At 70.7% G+C, this 22,322-nt stretch carries 24 protein-coding genes; 14 read left to right on the top strand and 10 right to left on the bottom strand.

What is annotated here, in order from left to right:
- Window positions 1-96: 96 nt before the first annotated feature.
- On the top strand, window positions 97-1,608 hold the full coding sequence (locus tag P8S73_RS07905) for an APC family permease (protein WP_101888134.1): 1,512 nt from the start codon (window positions 97-99) through the stop codon (window positions 1,606-1,608).
- Between the two features lie 39 nt (window positions 1,609-1,647).
- The gene (locus P8S73_RS07900; protein ID WP_191550663.1) at window positions 1,648-2,979 is read left to right on the top strand and encodes an NAD(P)/FAD-dependent oxidoreductase; all 1,332 of its coding nucleotides are present in this window, start codon (window positions 1,648-1,650) and stop codon (window positions 2,977-2,979) included.
- A gap of 71 nt (window positions 2,980-3,050) precedes the next feature.
- On the opposite strand, the gene P8S73_RS07895 is transcribed toward P8S73_RS07900, so the two are convergent.
- Window positions 3,051-4,001: a helix-turn-helix domain-containing protein gene (locus tag P8S73_RS07895; protein WP_135010604.1), complete on the bottom strand. Its 951-nt coding sequence runs from the start codon at window positions 3,999-4,001 to the stop codon at window positions 3,051-3,053.
- A gap of 206 nt (window positions 4,002-4,207) precedes the next feature.
- Between P8S73_RS07895 and P8S73_RS07890 the strand changes: the two genes are divergently transcribed.
- A complete protein-coding gene (locus tag P8S73_RS07890; protein ID WP_101888137.1) occupies window positions 4,208-4,648 on the top strand; it encodes a PaaI family thioesterase in 441 nt (146 codons plus the stop codon).
- Between the two features lie 94 nt (window positions 4,649-4,742).
- Here P8S73_RS07890 and P8S73_RS07885 read toward each other — a convergent pair whose 3' ends face one another.
- Window positions 4,743-6,404, bottom strand: a complete 1,662-nt coding sequence (locus P8S73_RS07885; RefSeq protein ID WP_396350306.1) for an amidohydrolase — start codon at window positions 6,402-6,404, stop codon at window positions 4,743-4,745.
- A 25-nt stretch (window positions 6,405-6,429) separates the two neighbouring features.
- Window positions 6,430-7,812: an MFS transporter gene (locus P8S73_RS07880; protein WP_101888139.1), complete on the bottom strand. Its 1,383-nt coding sequence runs from the start codon at window positions 7,810-7,812 to the stop codon at window positions 6,430-6,432.
- Window positions 7,813-8,025: 213 nt separating this feature from the next.
- Between P8S73_RS07880 and P8S73_RS07875 the strand changes: the two genes are divergently transcribed.
- Window positions 8,026-8,217, top strand: a complete 192-nt coding sequence (locus P8S73_RS07875) for a hypothetical protein (RefSeq protein WP_019310283.1) — start codon at window positions 8,026-8,028, stop codon at window positions 8,215-8,217.
- Window positions 8,218-8,220: 3 nt separating this feature from the next.
- On the top strand, window positions 8,221-8,397 hold the full coding sequence (locus P8S73_RS07870) for a hypothetical protein (protein ID WP_168165719.1): 177 nt from the start codon (window positions 8,221-8,223) through the stop codon (window positions 8,395-8,397).
- Here P8S73_RS07870 and P8S73_RS07865 read toward each other — a convergent pair.
- From P8S73_RS07865 to P8S73_RS07855, 3 genes are all read right to left on the bottom strand, one after another.
- Window positions 8,394-10,127 (bottom strand): choline/carnitine O-acyltransferase, encoded by a 1,734-nt coding sequence (locus tag P8S73_RS07865; RefSeq protein ID WP_135010601.1) that lies wholly within the window; start codon window positions 10,125-10,127, stop codon window positions 8,394-8,396. The two genes, P8S73_RS07870 and P8S73_RS07865, sit on opposite strands and share 4 nt — an antisense overlap.
- On the bottom strand, window positions 10,124-10,774 hold the full coding sequence (locus P8S73_RS07860) for a TetR/AcrR family transcriptional regulator (protein ID WP_160119480.1): 651 nt from the start codon (window positions 10,772-10,774) through the stop codon (window positions 10,124-10,126). The genes P8S73_RS07865 and P8S73_RS07860 overlap by 4 nt, the downstream gene beginning before the upstream one ends.
- Window positions 10,775-10,887: 113 nt before the next feature.
- Complete coding sequence (locus tag P8S73_RS07855; protein ID WP_396350305.1) at window positions 10,888-11,556, bottom strand: DedA family protein; 669 nt, start codon at window positions 11,554-11,556, stop codon at window positions 10,888-10,890.
- Window positions 11,557-11,660: 104 nt separating this feature from the next.
- On the opposite strand from P8S73_RS07855, the gene P8S73_RS07850 reads away from it, so the two are divergent.
- The 7 genes from P8S73_RS07850 (at window position 11,661) to P8S73_RS07820 (ending at window position 16,111) form a co-directional block, all read left to right on the top strand.
- Window positions 11,661-12,110, top strand: coding sequence for a pyrimidine dimer DNA glycosylase/endonuclease V (locus tag P8S73_RS07850; protein WP_047978696.1), 450 nt, complete (start codon window positions 11,661-11,663; stop codon window positions 12,108-12,110).
- The gene (locus tag P8S73_RS07845; RefSeq protein ID WP_396350304.1) at window positions 12,107-12,229 is read left to right on the top strand and encodes a hypothetical protein; all 123 of its coding nucleotides are present in this window, start codon (window positions 12,107-12,109) and stop codon (window positions 12,227-12,229) included. Before P8S73_RS07850 ends, P8S73_RS07845 begins: the two co-directional genes overlap by 4 nt.
- A 130-nt stretch (window positions 12,230-12,359) precedes the next feature.
- A complete protein-coding gene (locus tag P8S73_RS07840) occupies window positions 12,360-12,863 on the top strand; it encodes a TspO/MBR family protein (RefSeq protein WP_121566143.1) in 504 nt (167 codons plus the stop codon).
- Window positions 12,864-12,927: 64 nt separating this feature from the next.
- Complete coding sequence (locus P8S73_RS07835; RefSeq protein ID WP_259273944.1) at window positions 12,928-13,908, top strand: DNA-3-methyladenine glycosylase; 981 nt, start codon at window positions 12,928-12,930, stop codon at window positions 13,906-13,908.
- The gene (locus P8S73_RS07830; protein ID WP_047978698.1) at window positions 13,905-14,408 is read left to right on the top strand and encodes a methylated-DNA--[protein]-cysteine S-methyltransferase; all 504 of its coding nucleotides are present in this window, start codon (window positions 13,905-13,907) and stop codon (window positions 14,406-14,408) included. The genes P8S73_RS07835 and P8S73_RS07830 overlap by 4 nt, the downstream gene beginning before the upstream one ends.
- Window positions 14,409-14,579: 171 nt before the next feature.
- Entirely contained in the window at window positions 14,580-15,362 is a 783-nt protein-coding gene (locus P8S73_RS07825; protein WP_260857918.1) for a glycosyltransferase family A protein, read from the top strand.
- Window positions 15,359-16,111, top strand: a complete 753-nt coding sequence (locus P8S73_RS07820) for a hypothetical protein (protein ID WP_244246305.1) — start codon at window positions 15,359-15,361, stop codon at window positions 16,109-16,111. Before P8S73_RS07825 ends, P8S73_RS07820 begins: the two co-directional genes overlap by 4 nt.
- 116 nt (window positions 16,112-16,227) lie before the next feature.
- Here P8S73_RS07820 and P8S73_RS07815 read toward each other — a convergent pair whose 3' ends face one another.
- From P8S73_RS07815 to P8S73_RS07805, 3 genes are all read right to left on the bottom strand, one after another.
- Window positions 16,228-16,662 carry a hypothetical protein gene (locus P8S73_RS07815; RefSeq protein WP_375543756.1) on the bottom strand — a complete coding sequence of 145 codons (435 nt, stop codon included), beginning with the start codon at window positions 16,660-16,662 and terminating at the stop codon, window positions 16,228-16,230.
- Entirely contained in the window at window positions 16,662-17,084 is a 423-nt protein-coding gene (locus P8S73_RS07810; protein ID WP_101888143.1) for an organic hydroperoxide resistance protein, read from the bottom strand. The genes P8S73_RS07815 and P8S73_RS07810 overlap by 1 nt, the downstream gene beginning before the upstream one ends.
- 306 nt (window positions 17,085-17,390) lie before the next feature.
- Entirely contained in the window at window positions 17,391-18,395 is a 1,005-nt protein-coding gene (locus P8S73_RS07805) for an Abi family protein (protein WP_145000340.1), read from the bottom strand.
- A gap of 144 nt (window positions 18,396-18,539) precedes the next feature.
- On the opposite strand from P8S73_RS07805, the gene P8S73_RS07800 reads away from it, so the two are divergent.
- Window positions 18,540-19,169 (top strand): hypothetical protein, encoded by a 630-nt coding sequence (locus P8S73_RS07800; RefSeq protein ID WP_121241618.1) that lies wholly within the window; start codon window positions 18,540-18,542, stop codon window positions 19,167-19,169.
- Window positions 19,170-19,205: 36 nt separating this feature from the next.
- On the opposite strand, the gene P8S73_RS07795 is transcribed toward P8S73_RS07800, so the two are convergent.
- Window positions 19,206-19,793 (bottom strand): GNAT family N-acetyltransferase, encoded by a 588-nt coding sequence (locus P8S73_RS07795; RefSeq protein ID WP_121241616.1) that lies wholly within the window; start codon window positions 19,791-19,793, stop codon window positions 19,206-19,208.
- A gap of 172 nt (window positions 19,794-19,965) precedes the next feature.
- On the opposite strand from P8S73_RS07795, the gene P8S73_RS07790 reads away from it, so the two are divergent.
- A complete protein-coding gene (locus tag P8S73_RS07790) occupies window positions 19,966-22,185 on the top strand; it encodes a catalase (protein WP_396350303.1) in 2,220 nt (739 codons plus the stop codon).
- The last annotated feature ends 137 nt before the right edge of the window (window positions 22,186-22,322 follow it).

Raw genomic sequence — 22,322 nt, 5'->3', positions numbered from 1 at the left:
TGCGGGGGCGCCTCGGGGTTGCGGACGGCAGGGAAAGACAACGACGACGCACTGCAGGACAAGCCAGTCCTGTGTGACCTGGAACACCATTGAGAGATGACCCCGCACCCCACCGAGACCACCGCGCACGGGACCACCACGCTGGCACGACGGCACCTGTCCACCACTGCCCTCGTGTTCATGATCATCGCCGCTTCCGCCCCGCTGACCGTGCTGGCCGGGGGCGTACCCACGAGCTTCGCGGTCTCCGGGCTGCTCGGCGTACCCCTGGGGTATCTGGCCCTCGGCGTCGTCATCATGGTCTTCGCCGTGGGCTACGGCGCCATGAGCGGCCACGTGCAGAATGCCGGTGCCTTCTACGCCTACATCACGGAGGGACTCGGCAACCGGCAGGGCATCGCGGCGGCCATCCTGGCCCTGGTCTCCTACAACATGATGCAGGTGGGTCTGTACGGGCTGTTCGGCTTCTCCCTCGCCGCCCTGGTCACCACGTTCACCGGCGTGTCCGTGCCCTGGTGGGCGGCCGGCCTGGTCGGGTGGGCAGTGGTCGCCGCGCTCGGTGTGAACAGTGTGGACCTGTCCGCCAAGGTCCTGGGCGTCCTGGTGGCCCTGGAGTTCCTGGTGGTGACCGTCGTCTCCGTGCTGGCTCTGGTCAAGGCACCGGAGGGCGTGTCCACGGAGACGGTGGATCCCGGCCACTTCTTCACCGGCGGGGTGGGTGTGCTCCTGGCCTTCGGGATCGCGGCGTTCATGGGCTTCGAGTCCGGGGCGATCTACTCGGAGGAGACCCGGAACCCCCGGCGAACCGTGGCCCGTGCCACCTACACGGCGGTCGGGATCATTGCCGTCTTCTACGCCTTCTCCGCGTGGGCCCTGTCCGTGGGCATCGGCCCCTCCGCCATCGTGGATGCCGCACGCGAGTCCGGTCCTGATCTGGTCTTCGTGTGGCTCGCCGAGCAGAGCCCCCTGCTGGCGCACGTGGCGAACGTCCTGTTCATCACCAGTCTCCTGGCAGCTCTGGTGGCCTTCCACAACGGCGCCGCACGGTACTTCTTCGCACTGGGACGCACCGGCGTGATCCCCCGGTCGCTGGGGGTGGCGTCCCCCCGGACCGGGGCACCCGTGGCGGGATCCCTCGCGCAGAGCGCCGTGGGGCTCCTCGTGATCGTCGCGTTCGCCATTGCCGGGGCCAACTCCGACCTGGGCCCGATGTTCCCCGTGCTCACCCTGTTCACCTGGCTGACCAACGCCGCCGCGTTCGGACTGGTCTTCCTCCTCGCCGTCACCTCCGTGGCCGTGGTGGTCTGGTTCGCCCGCGACCACCACGGCCACGGAGTCGGCACGCGCTTCGTGGCGCCCGTCCTCGCCGCCCTGGCCCTGCTGGTCGTGGCGGTGCTGATCCTCCTGAACTTCGACCTCATGATCGGAGCCGACGGCCCATCCCCGCTCGTGGTCGTGATGCCGGGCATCATCATCGGCTCCGGCCTCGTGGGGCTCGTCTGGGGCGAGATCCTGCGTCGACGCCGGCCCGACGTCTACGCCGCCATGGACCAGGTCGACCAGATCCCGGAGTCGCAGGAGATCCCGATCGTGGCGCCACGCGCCTGACATCCCAGACCTGAACCCCACAACCAACGGAGGTACCCCGTGAACAACCCGCATGTCGTCGTGGTCGGAGCCGGATTCGCCGGGCTCGTGGCAGCCCGTGAGCTGCAGATGGCCGGCGTGGACGTGGAGATCGTCGAGGCCCGGGACCGCGTGGGCGGCCGAGCATGGACCGAGGAGCGCATGGGACGCCCCCTCGAGCTGGGGGCCACCTGGGTGCACTGGATGCAGCCGCACGTGTGGAGCGAGATCACCCGCTACGACCAGAGCATCTATCCCAGCCCGTTCTGCGACGATGCCTACTGGATCACCGGCGACCGGGTGAAACACGGCACCGAGGCGGACCTCGACGCCGCACTCGCCCGGCCCATGGCGAAGATCTTCGAGAACTCCCGCGAGTTCTTCCCCTATCCGTACGAACCCCTGCACGTCCTGGACGAGCGCAGCGGCTCCTCTCCAGAGCTCCGGGAGAAGTTCCTGGCGGCGGACCGGGGCAGCGTCCTCGACTGCCTCCGGGGCGACGAGTTCTCGCAGGAGGAACGGGACCTCGCCGACGCCTACTGGTCCGCGGCGTACATCGGGGACCCCCACAACGGCTCACCCCTGATGGCCAAGCAGTGGGCGGCCCTCTCGGACCACCGGCTCTCCCTCGTGGACGAGCAGACGCTGCGGTTCAAGCTGACCCACGGCATGCGCGGGCTGTACGAGAACATCGCCGCAGACCTGCGTTGCCCCATTCGTCTGAACACGCCCGTGACCGCCATCGACCACCGTCATGACGGCGCGACCGTGACTCTCGGGACGGGGGAGAAGATCTCCTGCGACAGCGTGATCGTCACGGTTCCGGTGGGAGCGCTGCCCACCATCGACTTCACTCCCGCACTGCCCGCGGGGATGCGCAGCGTGGTCGACCAGAAGTGGAACTCCACCGGGTGCAAGATCTGGATCAAGGTCAAGGGCCACCACAGCGTCATCGGCTACGCCCCCACCCCGCACAAGGTGGCCGTGTTCCGCAGCGAGTTCTTCATGGACGACGACACCACGATCTGCGTGGGCTTCGGCTCCCACCACGACGCAGTGGACCTCACCGATCCTCGCGACGGCCAGGCCATCGTGGACCAGTGGCGCCCGGACCTGGAGGTGGTGGAGTGCACCGGGCACGACTGGGTGGCGGACAAGTGGAGCGGCCAGGCATGGGCCACGTTGCGCTCCGGGCAGTTCACCAACGGGTGGCACCACTTCCGCACCACCGACTCCCGCCTGCGCTTCGCGGGCGCGGACTGGGCGCGCGGGTGGCGCGGCGTGGTGGTGGACGGGGCCATCGAGACGGGTCTCTCCACTGCCCGGGAGGTCCTCAAGGACATCCGCGCCTGACCACCGGCGCCCCCCTCGGGACGACGACGCCGCTCGCCGCCTTCCACGGCGAGCGGCGTCGTCGTCCGGTCTCAGGACTCCGCGAGGAGGCGGCGTCGGAACGCCGAGGGGGTCTCCCCGAACTCGGCCTTGAAGCTTTTGCTCACGTGCGCGGGATCCGTCAACCCGTAGCGGGCGCTGATGGTGTGCACCGTCTCCTGGCGGTGCACAGGATCCGCGAGGTCGGCGCGGATGGCCGCCAAGCGCACCGCCCGGATGTGCGATGCCACCGTGAGATCCTGCGCCGCGAAACGGCTGTGCAGCTGACGCACGGAGACGTACAGCGCCCGGGCAATCGTTCCGGGTGACAGCTCCGGGTCCGCCAGGTGGTCCGCGATGTAGGCGGTGGCCTGCTGCACCAGCAGATCCCCGGCGCGCTCCGTGGCGGGATCCAGCACCTCCGAGGAGAGCACGCTGACCAGCATGTCCAGGGCCGACCGCACGAGTTTTCGGGCATGGGGACCGTGCAGGACGTCCATGTTCTCCGCGAGGTGGCGGAACATGGGGACAGCCACTCGCCCCAGGCCTTCGTCCTGGGTGATGCGCTGGGCGGTGACCGTGTCCAGCTGGGCGGGGATCAGCCGGACCACGGAGCGCGGGAACGTCATGACCATGCTGTGCTGCGGGCCGTCGAAGACGAGCTCGTACGGCCGGTAGGCCACGTAGAGTCCCAGGTCCCCGGGCCTCAGCACGCACTCCCGCCCGTCCTGGCTCAGCCGCGCCTCGCCCTCCAGCTGCAGGCTCAGCTTGAGGTACTCCCCCGCATCCTTCGCCACCAGGTCCGGGGTACGGACCACACGGTGGGCGCCGGTGGCCATGTCGAACAGGTGGACGTCGTCCAGCTCCACCGTGGTGAGATCCGCCCGGAAGGCAGGCCCTTCGGGCGAGGTGATCTCGAGGGCCGCGAAGGATGCGTTGATGATGCCCCGCCACTGGGCCATGGTGAGGTCCGCGCGGCGTCCGGCAGTGCCGTGTCCGGTCATGGTCCCTCCCTGCCTGGTGTGGCCCGACAGCCCCGCGACGTGTTCCCGCATGCTACGCCCGGGCGACTGGAGAATCGTGAGACACGTCACGGGAGCTGACCACGGCATCCCCACCCCTAGAGTGTTCTCGGACCTCACCGCCCGTTTGCGGGCGCAGCCCCCCGGCCCGCACCGTCGCGGACCGGGCCCCGATCCCGAAGGACGCCATGTACGCCGATCCCTCCGACATGACCGCCATCCGCGAGCTGCTCCACGACATCCTGCGCCAGGACCCGGCCCCGCTGCACCTGGGGATCGAGCTGGGGGAGATCGAGCAGGGGAGGGTGAGCATGTCCATGACCGTGTCCGACTTCATGGCCAACGGCCACGGCATCTGCCACGGCGGGTACCTGTTCACGCTCGCGGACACCACCCTGGCGTACTGCTGCGCGACCGCCGGGGCGCCCATTGTCACGCGCAACGCGGAGATCACGTTCACGGCTCCCGCCCACACGGGGCAGACGGTGACCGCCACGGCCACGCGCCGGGTGAGCTTCGGCAGGAACCAGATCTGCGACGTCGTGCTGGAGTCCGACGGCCGCGTGGTCGCCTACTTCACCGGTCAGGGCACCACCCCGCCGACTCCCAAGACCCAGGTGCAGGCCTGACCGCGAGCGCCGCGCGGCACGATCCCCGCGGCCGCCCTGGAGGGCGGGAGCCGGGGGCTTCTGCGAGCGGCGTGGCCCGCCGCAAGGGAGCGGTTCAGACGGTGTCCGCGCGGTGCACGATCCGCCCGTCGCACACGGTCAGATCCGCGGTGACGTCCTTGAGCTCTTGGACGTCCACCTCGAACGGGTGGCGGTCCAGCAGCACCAGGTCTCCCAGGAAACCCTCCGCGATGCGCCCCGTCCGCTCGTCGTCGAAGGATGCCTTCGCGGCCTCCACGGTGTAGGCGTCCAGGGCCTCGGCCACCGTGATGTTCTGGGCGGTGTCCGTGACCTGGCCGGACACGGACGTGCGGGTCACGCACGCGGAGATTCCCAGCCAGGGGTTGGCCGTGGTCACCGGGAAGTCCGAGTTGCTCGGCGCCGTGATTCCCCGATCCAGGAACGTCCGCATGGGGTAGGTCCGCCGCATCCGCTCCGGGCCCAGGTTCGTGAGATAGGAGTCCCCGAGCTCGTGGAGGAACGCCGTGGAGGATGCCGCCACGATCCGGCCCTCCACCAGCCGCTGCAGATCCTCCTCGGTGGGCAGCGCGCAGTGCTCCACCCGGTGACGACGCCGCGTGACCGCCTTCTCGTACGCCGCCTCAGGGTTCTCGGCCTCGGTGGCGACCTCGCGGCCCGCCCCCTCGATGAGATCCAGGGCCTGCTCCACGGCGCGCTCCCCGATCCCGTGGATGGCCAGCCGCAGCCCGTTGCGCAGCGCCTGGGCGGCCATCGGGGCGATGTCCGGGGTGTCGTAGTACAGGATGCCGCGGGAGTCGGTGCCCTCGAAGGGCTCCGCCACCGCCGCGGTCCGGCCACCCACGGAGCCGTCCAGGATGAACTTCATGCCCTGGATCCGCACCATGTCGTCCCCCAGGCCGCTGCGGATCCCGGTGCCGATCACCTCGTCGTAGCTGCCGTGGAAGTCACCGAGCTTCAGCGCGAAGTACCACGGGCGGAACCGCGTGGTGAGCTCCCCCTCGTCCTTCAGACGCAGGTAGGTGCCCATCTCCAGGGGCCCGGTGCTCATGTCGTGCACCGTGGTGAGCCCCCACGCCGCGAAGTCCTGCTGGGCCACGCGCATGCCGTCCAGCAGCTCGTCCGCCCCGCTCACGGGAAGGTCCGCGAGCGACATGGCGGTCTCCTGGAGCAGCCCGGTGGGCTCACCACTTTCATCCCGCACGATGCACCCGCCGGAGGGGTCCGGGGTGTCCCGGGTGATGCCCATGCGCTCCAGCGCAGCGGTGTTCACGAGCGCCATGTGCGCGCACGTGCGTTTGAGGTACACCGGGTGCTCCGGGGCGGCCTCGTCCAGGTCCGCGCGGGTGGGCCCGCCGCCGTCCATGCGGTGCTCGTCGTAGCCCCAGCCGATCACCCACTCCCCCGCCGCGGTCTCCCGGGCCGCCTCACGGACAGCCGTGACGACGTCGCCCGCTCGCGGAGTGACGGACGGCCGGCAGTCCGCGTTCAGCGCCAGCCGCGCGTACAGCCCCGGGTGCCCGTGCGTCTCGATGAGCCCCGGCATCAGGTACCGTCCGCCCGCGTCCACCACCGGCGCATCCGGTGCCGTGCGGCGTCGTGCCTCGCGGGAGTCCCCCACGAAGGTGATGACGCCGTCCTGGACCACCACGGCCTGCGGCTCGGGGCGGTACTGCCCGGCGGGTCGGTGCACCACGGCATTGACCACGGTGATGCTGCGGGTGTTCTGCCCTGTCATGTCTGGTTCCTCGTTTCCACCGGGGTCACCGGTTCAGCAGGTCTCCGGAGATCTGGTCCACGTTCTGCTCCTCGTCGCGGCGGATGAGCCGGCGGGCGGCGATCGAGGACACCAGGGAGATGGCCCCCAGCACCATCAGCAGCAGGGCCGGGCCCGTGGAACCACCGCCCGTGACACCGAGGATCCACGCGGCCAGTGCGGGCATGAACCCGGCGATCACGCCCGCGAAGTTGGCGCACATGGCGATCGCGGAGTAGCGGACCTTCACCGGGAAGAGCTGGGTGAGCATCGTGCCCACCGGGGCGTACGGGATGGAGGCGAACCCGATGCCCAGGATCATCGCGGCCGTGATCCACGCGACGTCGCGCGTGTCCACGAGCCAGAAGATGGGGAACGCGAGCACGGTGGCCAGCGCGTAGCCCAGAACCACCACGATGGACGGGGAGGTCCGGTCCGCCACCTTGCCCGCCACGGACATGGTGACCAGCTGCGCGACCGCACCCCACGTGATGGCCGTCAGGATCACGGTGGAGGGCAGGCCGAGCTCCCCGGTGACGTAGCTGATCATGAACGTGGTGAGCACGAAGAACCCGGCGTTGCCGAAGAGGTACGTCCCCACGCCCAGGATCAGGCGCCCGGGCACGGTCCGCAGGATCTCGACGGCGGGCAGCCCCTCCTTCTCCTGGGGAGCCGCCGCGCGGGCGGCCTGGGCGTCCTTGTAGTCGTCGGTCTCGTCCACGCGCAGCCGGATCCACACGCCCACGACCACCAGCAGGATGGAGATCAGGTACGGGATGCGCCAGGCACCCTCCAGGAACTTCTCGCCGGACAGCGCCACCACGGCGGCCACGATCATCGAGGACAGGATGGTGCCGGTGGGAGAGCCCAGCTGCACCACCGATCCGTAGAATCCGCGCTTGCCCTCGGGTGCGTTCTCCACCGCCATGAGGGTGGCACCACCCCACTCGCCGCCCGCGGCCATGCCCTGCACGCACCGCAGGACCGCCAGCAGGATCGGCGCCACGATCCCAGCGGTCTCGAACGTGGGCAGCACCCCGATCAGCGTGGAGGACACACCCATGGCCACGATCGTGATCATGAGGATGGTGCGCCGGCCCAGCCGGTCCCCGAAGTGCCCCGCGAGCAGCGCCCCGATGGGGCGTGCGATGAAGCCCACCCCGAACAGCAGGAACGAGCTGATCACCGCGAGGGCAGGATCGTCCCCGCCGAAGAACAGCGGCGCAAAGACGATGGAGGAGGTGGTGCCGAACAGGAAGAAGTCGTACCACTCGAGGGACGTGCCCACGTAGGCGCCGATCAGCGCGCGGCGGGCCTTGCGGGGGTCGTGCTGCCGGACGGTCTGGCCGCCCTGCGCGTGGTCTGCGGGACCACTGACGGTGTGGGACATGGGCACCTCTGGATCAGGAGGGAGGAGAACCGGTCCACGCGGTGGCCGGCGGGACCACCACGCTGTGACCCCTGCCCTGCCACTATGTGACCCAGGTCGCAGAGCGTCAAATACCTCGGGAACCCCGTTCGGCAGAAAAGTGCCGACTGTGTCACTTCATGTGGTGGCCCCGAGACGGTTGTGGTGCCGCGCGCTGAGTGGTCGACTGGCTCCATGAGTGAAAACAGCATCTGGGAAGCCCTGCAGACCGCCCGCGACAAGGCCAAGGAGCGTGAGGACGAGGAGAAGCAGCGCGTCGAGGACGCGGACAACCACGAGCAGCAGCGCGCGGCCAGTTCGCGTGTGGCCGCACGTCAGGCCGTCCGCGAGACCCTGGACGACATCCTCGCCGAGCGGGAGGGCTGAGCCGTGGCGGGCAGACACACCGCAGATAACGGCCAGACCGCCAAGGAGCAGACCGTGGGGATGACTCCCGAGCAGGAGCAGGAGTACCTCACGGACGACCGTACCCAGCCGCAGCCCGCGGACGGCGGGATCGGCGCCATGACGGACATGCAGGGCCGGGAGCCGGACACCGGCAATTAGCCCCGCAGCGACGCCACGAACTCCCACAGCGTCTGCGCGGCCGTGGTGAGGTGGTGCGCGAAGCCCTCCAGGTCCTCGCTGGTGTCCCGGCGGTAGTTCACGCAGAACTCGTAGCTGTCCGCGCACGTGGTGTAGGTGACCCCGAAGCCCTCGGGCGTGGTGGGGGCGAACGCGTAGCGCACGATCCGGTCCGGTCCACCGATGGACGTGGTGGAGAGGAAGTCGTGGCGCACCGCCGCAAGCGCCGGGGACCCGAAGAACGCGGAGGTCTCACCGGTGCGATCGGCCATCATGGCGAGCCCCAGCAGGTGCCGGTCCACCCCGTGGGCGCTCTTGCACGCCTTGACCCAGCCGCGGTGCGCGTCCAGGGCGGCGCGGAAGAGCTCCTCGGTGGCGTGACCCTCGTACAGGGCGCGCACGAACGCGGCGGCCTCCGGGGTGACGGGCCGCAGGCACTCGGTGCGCCCGGCCTGGTACTCGCGCATGTCCACGGCCTCGTACACCCCGCGCACGCGCCCGTACGTGGCGTGCTGGGCGAGCAGCATGATGAGCTGCTGGGCGGCGTCGTCGCTGATCCGGAAGGGCAGCTCCGCGCGGTGCGGGCGCGGCACCACCACGCGGTGCACGCCCAGCAGCGCGGCCTCGTTGCGGTAGCCGGCGACCGCCGCCACGAGCTCCTCCCGCAGCTGCGGGTCGATGTCCCACGTGAGGGCCTCCGGTGACGGTGCGTCCGGCAGCGGCGCCTCGTCCGGGACCGTGACGTCCTGCAGCTCCCCGGCGACCGCCAGGATCGTGGCGCCGTCCACGGTGCTGTGCTCTACGAGCATCGCGAGCCACTCGTCCTCCAGGCACACCTCGTACGTGATGGGCTTGTACGCCCACGCGTGCCCCACCTCGAACGCCGAGCGCTCCAGGTGCTCCACGACCTCCGCGCGTGCCTCCACCAGGTTGACCACGAACAGCATGCGCGTGATGCGCTCGTAGACCGCCGCGTTGTGCGCGTCCGCGGTCAGTCGCTCCAGCAGCGGCGCCGCCACTTCGCTGCCCAGGTAGGACAGCGCCCCGAACGGCAGCTCGGTCTCGCGCGGCTCGTCCCGCTCGAGCACCCCCCGCAACCCCTGCGCCACGGTCCGCAGCGGCACCGGCCGCAGCTGCCCGGTGGCGATCGGCAGCGCGTACAGCCGCCCGCGGTGGATCACACCGATCTCCGGGACGCCCACCACGCCGCCGGACGACGACGCCGCGTGGTCCGGTCTGCGGATCTCGTCACGTTCCGGGAGGGGATGGCGGACTCCCCCGGCCAGGCACTCCCACTGCTCCATGCTCAGGGGGTTGCCCCGGGGGTCCACCTGCTGGGGAGTCTCCCCGCGCACCTGCCGCAGGTGCACCGATGCCGCCCGGTGCACGAGCTCAGCGGCCCGGCCCACGCCGGGTGAGCCGTAGTCCCCCGCGATCTGGAAGCCCACACTGGTGGTCAGCGGCAACGGTGCGCGCACCGTGAGGTAGCCGTCCAACCACTCCCGCGAGAGCCAGCTGCGTCCCGCGGCGTCCTCCGCGCGGGCGAACTCCTCCAGGGCGGCCTGCAGCCGCGGGCCCTCGTGGGACGCGAAGCGCTCGACCTCCCGGCGGGTGTCCTCCAGGGTCTCCCGGTCCACCAGGGGCTCGGCGGCGGTGAGGAACCGGGACAGCGTGTCGTCCAGCGGGGGCACGGGCAGGGTCTTCGCGCTCATGGGGTCCTCTCGGTGGTGCGGCAGGAAAGGGTCAGGGGTGTGGTCACCTGCCACGCGCGCAGCAGGGCGTGGATGTGGCGGTCGTAGGCGGCGTCGGCGTCCTCCCCGTCCGTTGCGCCGGGGTGGTGCATCTCGATGGCGATCCAGCCGTGAATCCCCGCCCGCACGGACGCCCCGATGTCCGTGACGGGAACGGAGTGGAGGGCGCCCTCGTCGATCCCGGCGCGGATCAGCCGGTACATCAGGCGCGTGGAGGCCTCCGCGAACTCCAGGCGCTCCGCGTCCCCGACCGTGGGCGTGCCCAGCCAGGGCCGGCCGCGCCCCAGGATCACCTTGTACAGCTCGGGGTTCGCGAGCACCCAGCGGCGGCTCTCCCGCGCGAGCGCGCACAGGTCCTCGAGCGGCCGTCCCGTGGTGAGCGCCCCTCTCTGAGCCCGGAGGTAGTCGGCGAGGGCTTCACGGCGCACCTCGGCGATCAGCGCGTCCCGGCTGCCGAACATGGTGTAGATGGCGGTGGTGGAGCAGCCGTGCTTGGCGGCCAGCGGCCGGAGGGACACGGAGTCCACACCACCGGACAGGATCTGTTCGGCGGCGTCCTGGATCAGGGCTCGGCGGGTGGTCTCATCGAATTTGCGGGGGCGCGCCACGATCGCAATGCTACTGGTCAGGCCGGGGTCGGGCGCTCGATGACGGAACGCGGACACCGCCTCCGGCCCACGACGCCGCACGGCCGGCTCCCGTGCGGCCCCCACCGCGCCGCTCAGGTGTCGGAGCGCGCCTGCCGGTTGCGGCGGATGCGCTTGAGCACCCACCCGATCACCGCCACGAGGACCACGACCACCACGATGCGCGAGAACACGCTCGCGTACTGCTCCGCGATGTGCCAGTTCTCGCCCAGGTAGAACCCGGCCAGCACGAAGATGGTGTTCCAGATCAGGGATCCCAGGCCGCTGAGCAGCACGAAGAGTCCGAACGGCATCCGCTCGATGCCCGCCGGGATGGAGATCAGGGAGCGGAAGATGGGGACCATCCGCCCGAAGAACACAGCTTTGCGGCCGTGGCGGTCGAACCACGCCTCGGTGCGGTCCAGGTCGTACAGGTCCACCAGGGGCATCTTGTCCACGACGATCCGCAGCCGGCGGCGCCCCAGGGCGATGCCGATCCAGTACAGCGCGATGGCGCCCACGATCGAGCCCAGGGTGGTCCAGAAGATGGCACTCGCCAGGCTGAATCCGCCCTGGCTCGCGGTGAATCCGGCCAGCGGGAGGATCACCTCGGACGGCAGCGGCGGGAACAGGTTCTCCAGCGCCACCAGGACACCGGCACCGGGGGCGCCGATCGCGTTCATCACGTCCACCACCCACGCCGCGACGCCGGTGAGTTGGGAACCGCTCTCGGCGGTGGCGGCCAGGATGGCAGGCAAGGACATGAAGGTGTTCTCCGCACGTGGTCGTCAGGGGTGGGCCCCATCCTACGGGCGCTGGCTCGGAGCCGGCTTGGAGGTTCCGGGGCGTTGCACGGTTGAATGGGCGCATGCGCCTGTGGTCACTTCACCCGTCCCTGCTGGATCGACGCGCCCTCGTGGCGGACTGGCGGGAGGGCCTGCTGGCCCAGAAGGTGCTCCTGGGCCAGACCACGGGCTACACCCGCCACCCGCAGCTGCAGCGCTTCCGCGCCACGAGCGATCCGGTGGGCTTCGTGACGGCCTACCTGCACGGGGTCGCGGACGAGGCGGACCGGCGCGGCTACAGCTTCGACCGCTCCCGCCTGGCGCGCCCCCGGGACACCGAGCCCCGCTCCATCACGGTCACCACGGGCCAGCTGCGCTACGAGTTCGAGTTCCTGCTGCAGAAGGTCCTCGCCCGGGACCCGGAGTGGGCCCGCACCGCCCTGGACGGCACGGATCCCGACGCCGCCCCCGCCCACCCGCTGTTCGCGGTGGTTCCCGGGGACGTGGCCGAGTGGGAGCGGATCAAGCCGTGAGCGGAGCGTCGGGGAAGGGAGCCGCGCGGCGGCGGCGTCGGATCTCGCGCTGGCTCGCGATCACGGCGAGCGCCCTGGCCGGTCTGGCATACGAGGAGCTGCTGAGCGCCGGGGCCTGATGCGCCGCGCACCCGCCGTGCGGCCGCGCGATTTTTTCGCTCGCCTATCTAGTTGTTGATACGTCATCACCGGTTGTGGGACACTGGACGTGCCCATTGCCGCACGACCGACATGGACAAGGACACTCGAATGAGCACGCCCGCCGCCGCCCCAACCGTCAGCACCCCGACCCGCGGAGGCCGCTCGTGGCTCTGCCTGATCCCGTTCGTCCTGCTCGTCGCGGCGGTCGCCGCGCTCGGCGGACTGGCGTCCTCCAACGCGCAGGAGGTCTACGGGAGCCTGGAACTGCCGTTCTTCGCCCCGCCCGCGTGGCTGTTCGGACCCGCCTGGGCCGTGTTCTACACGCTGATCGCCGTGGCCGGCTGGCTCGTGTTCCGCGCCCGTGGCTTCTCCTTCCCCCTCTATCTGTGGGCCGCCCAGCTGGTGCTCAACGCCCTGTGGACCCCGCTGTTCTTCGGCGCCGAGCTGTACTGGCTCGCGTTCGTGGACATCGCCGCCCTGTGGGTGGCCGTGGTGTGGTGCGTGGCCGTGTTCTGGAAGGTCAACCGCCTGGCCGCGGGGCTCATGGTCCCGTATCTCGGGTGGGTCACGTTCGCCGCGGCCCTGAACCTGGGGATTGCGCTGCTGAACTGACGCCCCGGGCAACGCCTCCGCGATCCACTGGCGCCCGGCTCCGCACAGTGCGAGTCTGGTGCCCGTGCCCACCGAGAACCCCGCCTCTGACGAGCAGCACCGGGCCGCGCCTTCTCGGGACGCGTACCCCGACGCCGCGGCCGGCTCTGGCGAGGTGGACCTCGCCCTGCACTACCGTGCACCCCTGGACCTGCACGGGCTGTTCGTCTGGTTCGCGGTGCATGCCGTCGAGGGCATGGAGGTCGGCACGGCCACCTCCTACTCCCGGACCCTGCGCCTGCCGGGCGGCCCCGCGTGGCTGCGGGTGTACCGGCGGGGCGCGGACGAGCTGCGGATGCGTGCCCGTCTCACGGACCTCGCGGACCTGCCCGACCTGATCGCCCGGGTCCGGAGACTCCTGGACCTGGATGCCGACCCCCTGGCCGTGGACGAGGCGCTCTCCCGCGTGCCCGCCCTGCACCCGCTCGTCGAGGCCCGGCCGGGTGTGCGCGTCGTCGGCTCCGTGGACCCGGAGGAGACACTGTTCCGCACCCTGATCGGTCAGCAGATCTCCCTGGCCGCCGCGCGCACGATGCTCGGTGCCCGCACGCGGGAGATGGGTGAGCCCGCCCCGGACTTCGCCCCGGGGCTGAGCCGCATGTTCCCCACGGCGGCGGCAATCGCGGAGCACGGCGAGCGCTTCCTGCGCGGTCCCGCGGCCAGGGTGCGCGCGGTGCTCGGGGCCGCACGCGCCGTCGCCTCCGGGGAGCTCAGCCTGTCCCCCGGGGACGACGCCGCCCAGCAGCGTGCCGCCCTGCTCGCCCTGCCCGGGGTGGGGCCGTGGACCGCGGACCACGTGCGCATGCGGGTCACCGGGGACCCGGACGTGTTCCTGGTGGACGACGGCGCCATGCGGGCCGGTGCCCAGCGGATCGGCCTGCCCGGGGACAAGAAGGCGCTGACCGCGTGGGCGCAGGACGCCGCCCCGTGGCGCAGCTACGCCACCACCCACCTGTGGGGTCCGCTGACCCCACCCGCCACCTTCGACGAGAGCGAGCAGCCATGACCCACACCGTGGAGACCATCGACACCCCGGACGGCCCCTTCACGGCCGTGGCCGGGCAGGACGGAGCGGTGATCGCCTCGGGCTGGACGGCGTCCCCCGAGGAGGCGCTGGCCCGGGTGCGGGAGCAGTGGCGTCCGCAGGACGTGCACGCCGGGACTGTGGCCGCGATGGACGCGGTGCGGTCGTACTACGCGGGGGAGCTCGACCTGGTCATGGCCGTGCCCGTGGAGCTGCACGGCACGGACGGGCAGCTCGCCGGGTGGGAGCAGCTGCGGCGCATCCGGCCCGGTGACCCGCTGACGTACTCTGAGTTCGCGGATGCCCTGGGCACCCCGCGGGCGGTGCGGGCGGCGGCCTCGGTGTGTGCGCGCAATCCCGTGGCGCTGTTCGTGCCGTGCCACCGGGTGCTGCGCGCGGACGGCTCGATGGGTGGCTTCGCGTGGGGTGAGGACGTGAAGCGGAGCCTGCTGGAAGGGGAGGCGGCGGGGCGGGCGCGCTGATCGTCGCGATCCCAGCGCGGGCAGGTGTACCGAGATGTGCGGGACCACCGTAAGGGCGCGATCACGCGAGCAGCCGTGCTGGATCCGCTCGGGAGTGGGGGACCTCGTTGCACCGCTCGCACCCACTGCGGCACCCAGGTGACCTCACGGACGGCGTGACAGACTGGCCCCGTGGAACGGGTGAGTGCGGCGCAGAGCATGACGTGCAGCGTCGTCATCCCCGTGCGCAACGACGCCGCGTACCTCGAACGCTGTCTGCGCGCCCTGCGGGAGCAGACCCGCGTGCCGGACGAGATCGTGGTGGTGGACAACGCGTCCTCCGACCACCTGGCGGACGTTCTCGCACGGCACCCCGAGGTGCGGTGCGTGCGTGAGCCGGAGCCCGGCGTCGCCCATGCGGCCGCGGCGGGATACGACGCCGCGCGCGGCGATCTGATCCTGCGCTGCGACGCGGACAGCCTGCCCGCCACGGGGTGGGTCGAGCGGCACGCGAACACCCTCACGCGGGCGCTGACCCGGCCGCAGGGCAAGGACGTGGTGGCGGTCTCCGGGATCGCGCGCTTCGGCCCGCGGTGCCCGGGCCTCGGGCGTCTCGCGGGCGCCGCCTACATCACGGCCTACCGGCTGGTGGCCGGGACCGCCCTGGGGCACTGGGCGCTGTGGGGTTCCAACATGGCGTTCACGCGGTCCTGGTGGCGGCGGGTATCCCCCGCGGTGCACCGCGACGCGCACGTGCACGACGACTTCGACCTCAGCTTCCGCGTGCGGCCCCGCGAGCGGGTGGTCATGGACCCGGGCAGCGCCGCCGTGGTCTCGTGGCGGGCGGTGGTCTCGCCGCCGCGGATCCGCAGGCAGCTGCGCATGGCCGCCGCCACGCTGCGCGCCAACTGGCGCACCGAGCGGCCGTGGGTGCGGATCCGCACTCGCCTGACCCGCCGGGGTGCCCGCCCGTGACGCACCGTTCCGCAGCACGGACCACCTCCCCGGAGGGCCCCCGGGACGACGACGCCGCACGGTCGCCCGGGCGCGCCCGTCCCTCGGAGGTGTCGGCCCACCGGGGCTCGAACTCGGGCTGCGAGCAGGACGGGGCGACAGCGGCGTCGTCGTCCTCGGCGCCGGATGCGGGAGTGCCGGCCGAGACCGGGGGCTCCCTCGTCTGGCACACGGGGTGGCTGCGCCGAGCGGGTGCGGTGGCGGCGTCGGCCACGTGCTTCACGGCGATCGTGGTGGCCCTGGTCTACGCCCTGGACGCCCGCTGGGTGGACACCGCCGTGCTCATGCTGGCCGGGCTGGGGCAGGTGATCGCGTTCCTGTGGTTCCGCGCGCCGTGGCCGCGGGCGGTGTGCTCCCTGGTCCTGCTCACGGCGGCGGTGAGCGCGGCGCAGCAGCTCTACAACCGGATCTGGTGGTGGGACATCCTGATCCACTTCCTCGCGGTCCACGCACTAGTGTGGATGCTCTGGAACCGGGTGCTTCGGGGCAGCGCGCAGCTGCGGGACCGGATGCGGGACGCGCGCCGGGAACCGTACCTGCTGTGCGCGCTGGCCGGGCTGTCGCTCGCCACGGTGTGGGAGATCATGGAGCTGCTGGGGTTCCTGTTCGTGACCCCGGAGATCCACATCCCGCCGCTGGACACCCTCCTCGACGTGACCGTGGGGGTGCTGGGCGCCGCCATGGTGGGGCGGCACCGGGAGCCGCGGTGAACACGGGTGGGGCAGGGCAGCGTGAAGGAACCCTCCGGGGAGCCTGCCGGCTGCCCGGCCCACAGGTCCGCCCGAGCCCGCCGGTCGTGGCGCGCCACGGCCGGTGACCCGTGCGGTTACTTGCGAAGGCCTCGCAGAGCGCCGGTGGACCACAGCGCCGCGGCGATGAGGACGGGCTGGAAGAACAGGCGTACGAAGCGCTTGGTGTCCGTGTCCAGCCCGAAGCCGTCCCGGTGGTGGATCCACTGGGCCAGGTTGCCGGGGAACACCGCGGCGAAGAAGCCGGCGGCGACCAGCCCGACCGTGCGGCGTCGTGACCGGGCGGCGATCAGCGAGGCACCCAGCGCAATCTCCACCACACCGGACGCGAGGACGGTGACGTCCGTGTCCAGGGGCACGAAGTTCGGAACCTGGGCCTGGAACTCGTCACGGGCGAATGTCAGGTGGCTGACGCCGGCGAAGGCCAGGAAGCCGCCGAGGGCCGTGCGGACGATGTGGCGGGCGGGGGAGAGCTTGGAGGCCTTGCGGCGAGAAGGGGTGGGGAGGTTCATCACTCGTCCACCACCGTGACGGAGACGGGAATGTTCCCGCGCGTGGCGTTGGAGTAGGGGCACACCTGGTGCGCCGCATCCGCGAGCTCCTGGGCCTGGTCGTGCTCCAGCTCGGGGATGACCACCTCCAGCTCCACGGCCAGGCCGAAGCCTCCCTCGCTGTTGTCCCCGATCTGGACCCGTGCGCCGACGGCGGAGTCACCTAGTGAGACCTTCTGCTGGCGGGCCACCATCTGCAGGGCCGAGTGGAAGCACGCCGCGTATCCGGCGGCGAAGAGCTGCTCAGGGTTGGCGCCGTTGCCGGAACCGCCCATCTCCTTAGGGATGGCCAGGTCGAACTGCAGCGAGCCGTCCTTGAGGGCCACACTGCCGTCGCGGCCCGCGCCCTGCGCGAGTGCTTCTGCGGTGTAGAGAGCGTCCATGATTTGTACTCCTTCGCTGGCGGGACTGGCAGGTCTCGACCCCCCAAGCGTCGAGACCCGCCGTGCTGGTGCCGCGTGTGGGTGGGCGTGACAGGGACCCATGGAGTCCTGCGCGCCCGCTCATGACACGTGGCCGCTGTTCGCGCACGCCCCCGTGGTTGGGGGGGGGGGGAGGTCCGGGACCGTGGCGAGCGACCGGAACCAATCATAGTTGCGTGCGTTTTAGTTGTCCACAATGGATTTTCAGGAGCACAGTCGCCCACGTCCTGGAGGTGGCTGCCACGCAGACCCGTGGTGGCGGAGCGTTCAGGCAGCGGTGTGCGCCCGCCAAAAGGGGTCATCAGCCCATCCGCCGAAGAGACCCATGGCACTCGCGGGAACGTCGAGGTTGCCCTCGATGAGCGTGATGAGTCTCCGCGCCCAGGAACTGTGGGGAGAGACAGTGACCAGAACTGATTGCAGTGAGACCAGAACCGGGTAGAGCCGCTTGCGCCGATCGGGATCTTCATCCAGCATCTCCCGCGCTTCGAGCCATGGCACCGATCGGTCAGCTGGGATGGCGGGATAGACGCCGAGGCCCACGTTCCACAGCCGGCCGTGATGAGCGCATATGTTGCGAACGCGGACGTAAGTCGTCAGCCATGACGACAGGACCGCCTCGTTGAGACCCAACGAGGCGGCAATGTCGGTTCTGCAACGGCGCGGCTGGAGATTCGCGTAGAGGTGACTCAACTGACCAATCGTCAACATCTCCACCATGACCCATGAGGGCGGCAGCTCTGGAGTGCCGTAGGTCGTCAGGTAGTGCTCCAAAGCGGACCTGTAGTTGACCGAGTCGCCTACAGGCTCCGCCCGACGCCCGAGCTGCTGATGGCACTCCCTCCGGATTTCCTCGAGCAGCCGCCGGTGTTTCCCACGATCCCGGAAGTGCCGAGGATCGGTATACCAGTGCGAGTCACCCGCATGCATCGACATGACGTCCGTCATGCTGGCACGCACCGCCGCCTCTACTCGCTCCACCGCGTCGAGCACCAGAAGTCTCAGCTGTCGGTCGAATACATAGAGGCCCAGAACGTCATCGAAGGTGGCCCCCGGGAGAAACTCGTGAGACCCGTCGTGGGTTTGGAACGGAATCATGTACGGCGACAATCGGTAGTACCCGATGTGTCGCATGTAGCGTTCTGCCCGCTGTCCGTCCGGGATCTCCAGCCCCCGTCCCACCAGCTGGTCCACCATTTGCCGATGAGACAAAGGGGGCTTCGCGTAGAAGTCGTGACCCCTGGTGCGCGAGCGATGATGGGCTGCTGACATGCCCCGATCCTAGAGGGAGAGCATGAAAAATCCCCCAGGTGCGCATCGTTGAGAGGCGAGGGGGATCTGGCCCCCCCACTCTAGACCACTTCATCGGTCGCGGGAACACCCGCTCTCGACCAGCCCACCTTTACCCTTGACCCCATGACCCACACCCACCGCTTCACCGGCCACATCGCCGGCGTCGGCACCTCCGGCGGGACCCGCCTGGTGCTCGGCTGCTGGGACCGCACCCCGCAGGGTCCGTTCGCGGACGTCATGGTCGCCCACCCGGACGGCCGTCGTGAGCTGCTCGCGCCCACCGAATGGGTGGCCGACTTCGTCTCCGCCACCTACTCCTTCGACACCGTCACCCGCGTTCCCGTGAGCGTGCAGCGCACCGGGTTCTCCCGCGCCTCCCGCTGGACCGTCACCGCCGGGCCGCTCACGTGGCAGTTCAGCGTGGGTCCGCGAGCGCCACTCGGTCTGCTGCTGCAGTCGGTTCCACGGCCGCTGGGCACCTCGCTGCCCTTCGCGCGGATCACCAACCTGGTGGCGCCGCACGTGATGCCCGGTGTGCAGACCCTGGGCACCGCGGGCAACGGCCGCACCGAGTGGTACTCCGCCTACGACCTGCACACCATCACGTTCTCCCGCGCCACATGGGGCGGCCGCGACCTGGGCACGCTCACGGACATGACCCCTCCCCCGGACTTCGGGTTCAGCTCCACGCCCCGCCGCCCCAGCCTCACCGCGCTGACCAGCACGGTGCGGATTCCCAGCTCCGGGCGCTGACGACGCCGCGCGGTCGGCACCTGCCGCCCGCTCACCTCAGCGCCGCGCCACCCGCGCTTCCAGCCCGGTCCGCACGGACGGCCACTCGTGCTCGAGCACCGAGTAGACCACGGTGTCCCGCAGCACCCCGTTGCGCTCCAGCCGGTCCCCGCGCAGCACGCCGTCCAGCCGAGCACCGAGGCGTTCGATGGCGGTGCGGGACTGCTGGTTGGCCCAGCTGGTCTCGTAGCGCACGCACCGGCAGCCGAGCTCCTCGAACGCGTGGGTCATGAGCAGCAGCTTGGACTCCGCGTTGGTGCCCGTGCCGTGGGTGGAGGCTCGGTTCCAGGTGTGCCCGATGCTCACGCGCGGCACGGCCCACTGGGGGTCGTAGAAGGAGGTCATCCCCAGCACGGCGTCATCCGACTGCCGCACGGCCACGAAGGGGAGCATGAAACCCTCCTCCTGCCATGTGAGGCGCTGCTCGACCGCCTCTGCCATGCCGTCCGGTGCGGGAACGGAGGTGTACCAGCGGTCCCACATGCGCCCGTCCTCGGTGGCCTCGACCAGGCCGTCCAAGTGCTCTCGGGTCAGGGGCTCCAGCCGCACGAGCCGGCCGCGCAGGGTCACGGGTGTCCACGTCATGGGGCCACTGTCTCACGACGCCGCGATGCTGCTCCTCGGCCGGCCCTCGCGCGAGCGCCGGGGCAGGGCACACCTAGAGGTGTAGCCAATCGATCAGGGTGCTGACATTGTGGAGGTACACACCCGGTGCTCCATCCGCGGGTGCGTGCCGTCTTTCCTCAGGAGGATCATCATGTCCGCACACGAGAACCAGACACCTCAGGTCCCGGGAGTTCCCGGCACCGGGGACACGTCCCTCGAGGAACCCACCACACCGAGTGAGCCCCTGCCTCCCAAGCCGGACCAGGGTGCGCCCGAGCGGGTGTCCCCCACCGGCGGGCCGACCGATGCGCCCATGTCCAGCATGGCGCAGCAGGGCGAGTACCTGACCACGGCGCACGGTGCCCGGCTGACCAACTCGGACCAGTCCCTCAAGGCCGGCCCGCGCGGCCCCGTGCTGCTGCAGGACCACCACTTCCGCGAGAAGATCTCGCACTTCGACCACGAGCGCATCCCCGAGCGCGTGGTCCACGCCCGCGGCACCGGCGCCCATGGCACGTTCCGCTCCTACGGCACCGCGTCCCGCATCAGCCGGGCGGGCGTCTTCGCGGAGGGCAAGGAGACGCCGGTGTTCGTGCGCTTCTCCACCGTCCTGGGTTCCCGGGGCTCCGGGGACCTGGCCCGTGACACCCGCGGCTTCGCCGTGAAGTTCTACACGGACGAGGGCACGTGGGACCTGGTGGGCAACAACATCCCCGTGTTCTTCATCCAGGACGCCATCAAGTTCCCGGACGTCATCCACGCCGGCAAGCCGCACCCGGACCGTGAGATTCCCCAGGCGCAGTCCGCGCACGACACGTTCTGGGACTTCGTGTCCTTGCACACCGAGGCGCAGCACCACACCATCTGGAACATGTCCGACCGCGGGATCCCCCGTTCGCTGCGCACCATGGAGGGCTTCGGCATCCACACCTTCCGCCTGGTGGCCCAGGACGGCGCCTCCGTGCTGGTGAAGTTCCACTGGAAGCCGCGCCTGGGCGTGCACTCCGTGGCGTGGGAGGAGGCCCAGCTGATCAACGGCGCGGATCCGGACTTCCACCGCCGGGACCTCGCGGACGCCATCGAGGCCGGTGCGCATCCGCAGTGGGAGCTGGGCGTCCAGGTCTTCGAGGACAACGAGGAGCAGAGCTTCCAGGGCATCGACCTGCTCGATCCCACGAAGATCGTGCCGGAGGAACTGGTTCCCGTGGAGCCCGTGGGCCTCATGACCCTGGACAGGAACCCCTCCAACTACTTCGCGGAGACGGAGCAGGTGGCGTTCAACCCGAACAACCTGGTCCCGGGCATCGACGTGACCAACGACCCCCTGCTGCAGGGTCGGCTCTTCTCCTACCTGGACACCCAGATCACCCGCCTGGGCGGGCCGAACTGGAACCAGCTGCCCATCAACCGCCCGCACGCCGCGGTCAACGACATGCTGCGGGACGGCTTTCACCAGGGCGCCGTGCACTCGGGGGTGGCACCGTACCGGCCCAACTCGCTGGACGGCGGCAACCCGTTCGAAACGCCCGAGAGCGAGCACGCCTTCATCGACTACCCCGCCCCTGTGGCGGAGTCCGTCAAGGAACGCGCCCGGCCGCAGTCGTTCGAGGACCACTTCTCCCAGGCGCGGATGTTCTGGCTCAGCCTGAGCGAGGTGGAGCGGGAGCACACCGCGCAGGCCTACGCGTTCGAGCTCGGCAAGTGCTGGGACGAGACCATCCGCGTGCGCCAGCTGCGGCACCTGTTCGCCATCGACCCCTCCCTGGGACACACCGTGGCGCAGGGGCTGGGCCTGCCGGACCAGGAGCCCACGGTGGCCCCGGCCCAGGACGTCCAGCCCTCGCCGTCGCTGTCCCAGGTGGGCGGCACGTGGCCCGTGGACGGTCGCCAGGTGGGCATCCTCGTGGGCGCGGACACGGACGTCGAGCAGCTCACCACGCTCGTCTCCCGGATCGACGCCGCGGGCATGGTCCCGCTCGTGATCGCACCGCAGGGTGGCGAGGTGGCCCCGGGCGTCGTCGCCCACCGCACGCTGCTCACGGCGCGCTCCATCGAGTTCGACGCCGTGGTGGTCACCACCGCGGGGGCACCCGCCCACCAGGTGGCCGCGGGAATGGACGCGAAGGCCGGAGCACCCAGCCCGGGCGACGTGGACCCCCGCGTGAGCCTGCTGCTGAACGAGATGTGGCGCCACGCCAAGGCGATCGCGGCCTTCGGGCCCGGCGTCACGGCCCTGGAGACGCTGCAGATCGGGCAGACGCCCGGCGTGGTTGCGGCGGAGTCCGCCGAGGACGCGCTGGACTCCGTGGTGCAGCTGCTCGGCAGCCACCGGGTCTGGGAACGCTTCCCGACCACCGGTATGTTGGCGTAGGGAACAACCACAGCAGTTCACGGAGTTGCCCGCGGATCGTGACCCGGTCACGGTCCGCGGGTCACCGTCTGCTCCCCCACCCATCGCGTGCGCGGTAGGACACCGTGCACGCTGTGCCAACGATGCCACCCACCCGG

This window comes from Kocuria sp. ChxB, from assembly GCF_044359605.1.
Classification (GTDB): domain Bacteria; phylum Actinomycetota; class Actinomycetes; order Actinomycetales; family Micrococcaceae; genus Kocuria; species Kocuria rhizophila.
The sequence above is the reverse complement of the archived record's forward strand: the minus strand, read 5'-3'. Positions and strand labels throughout refer to the sequence as shown.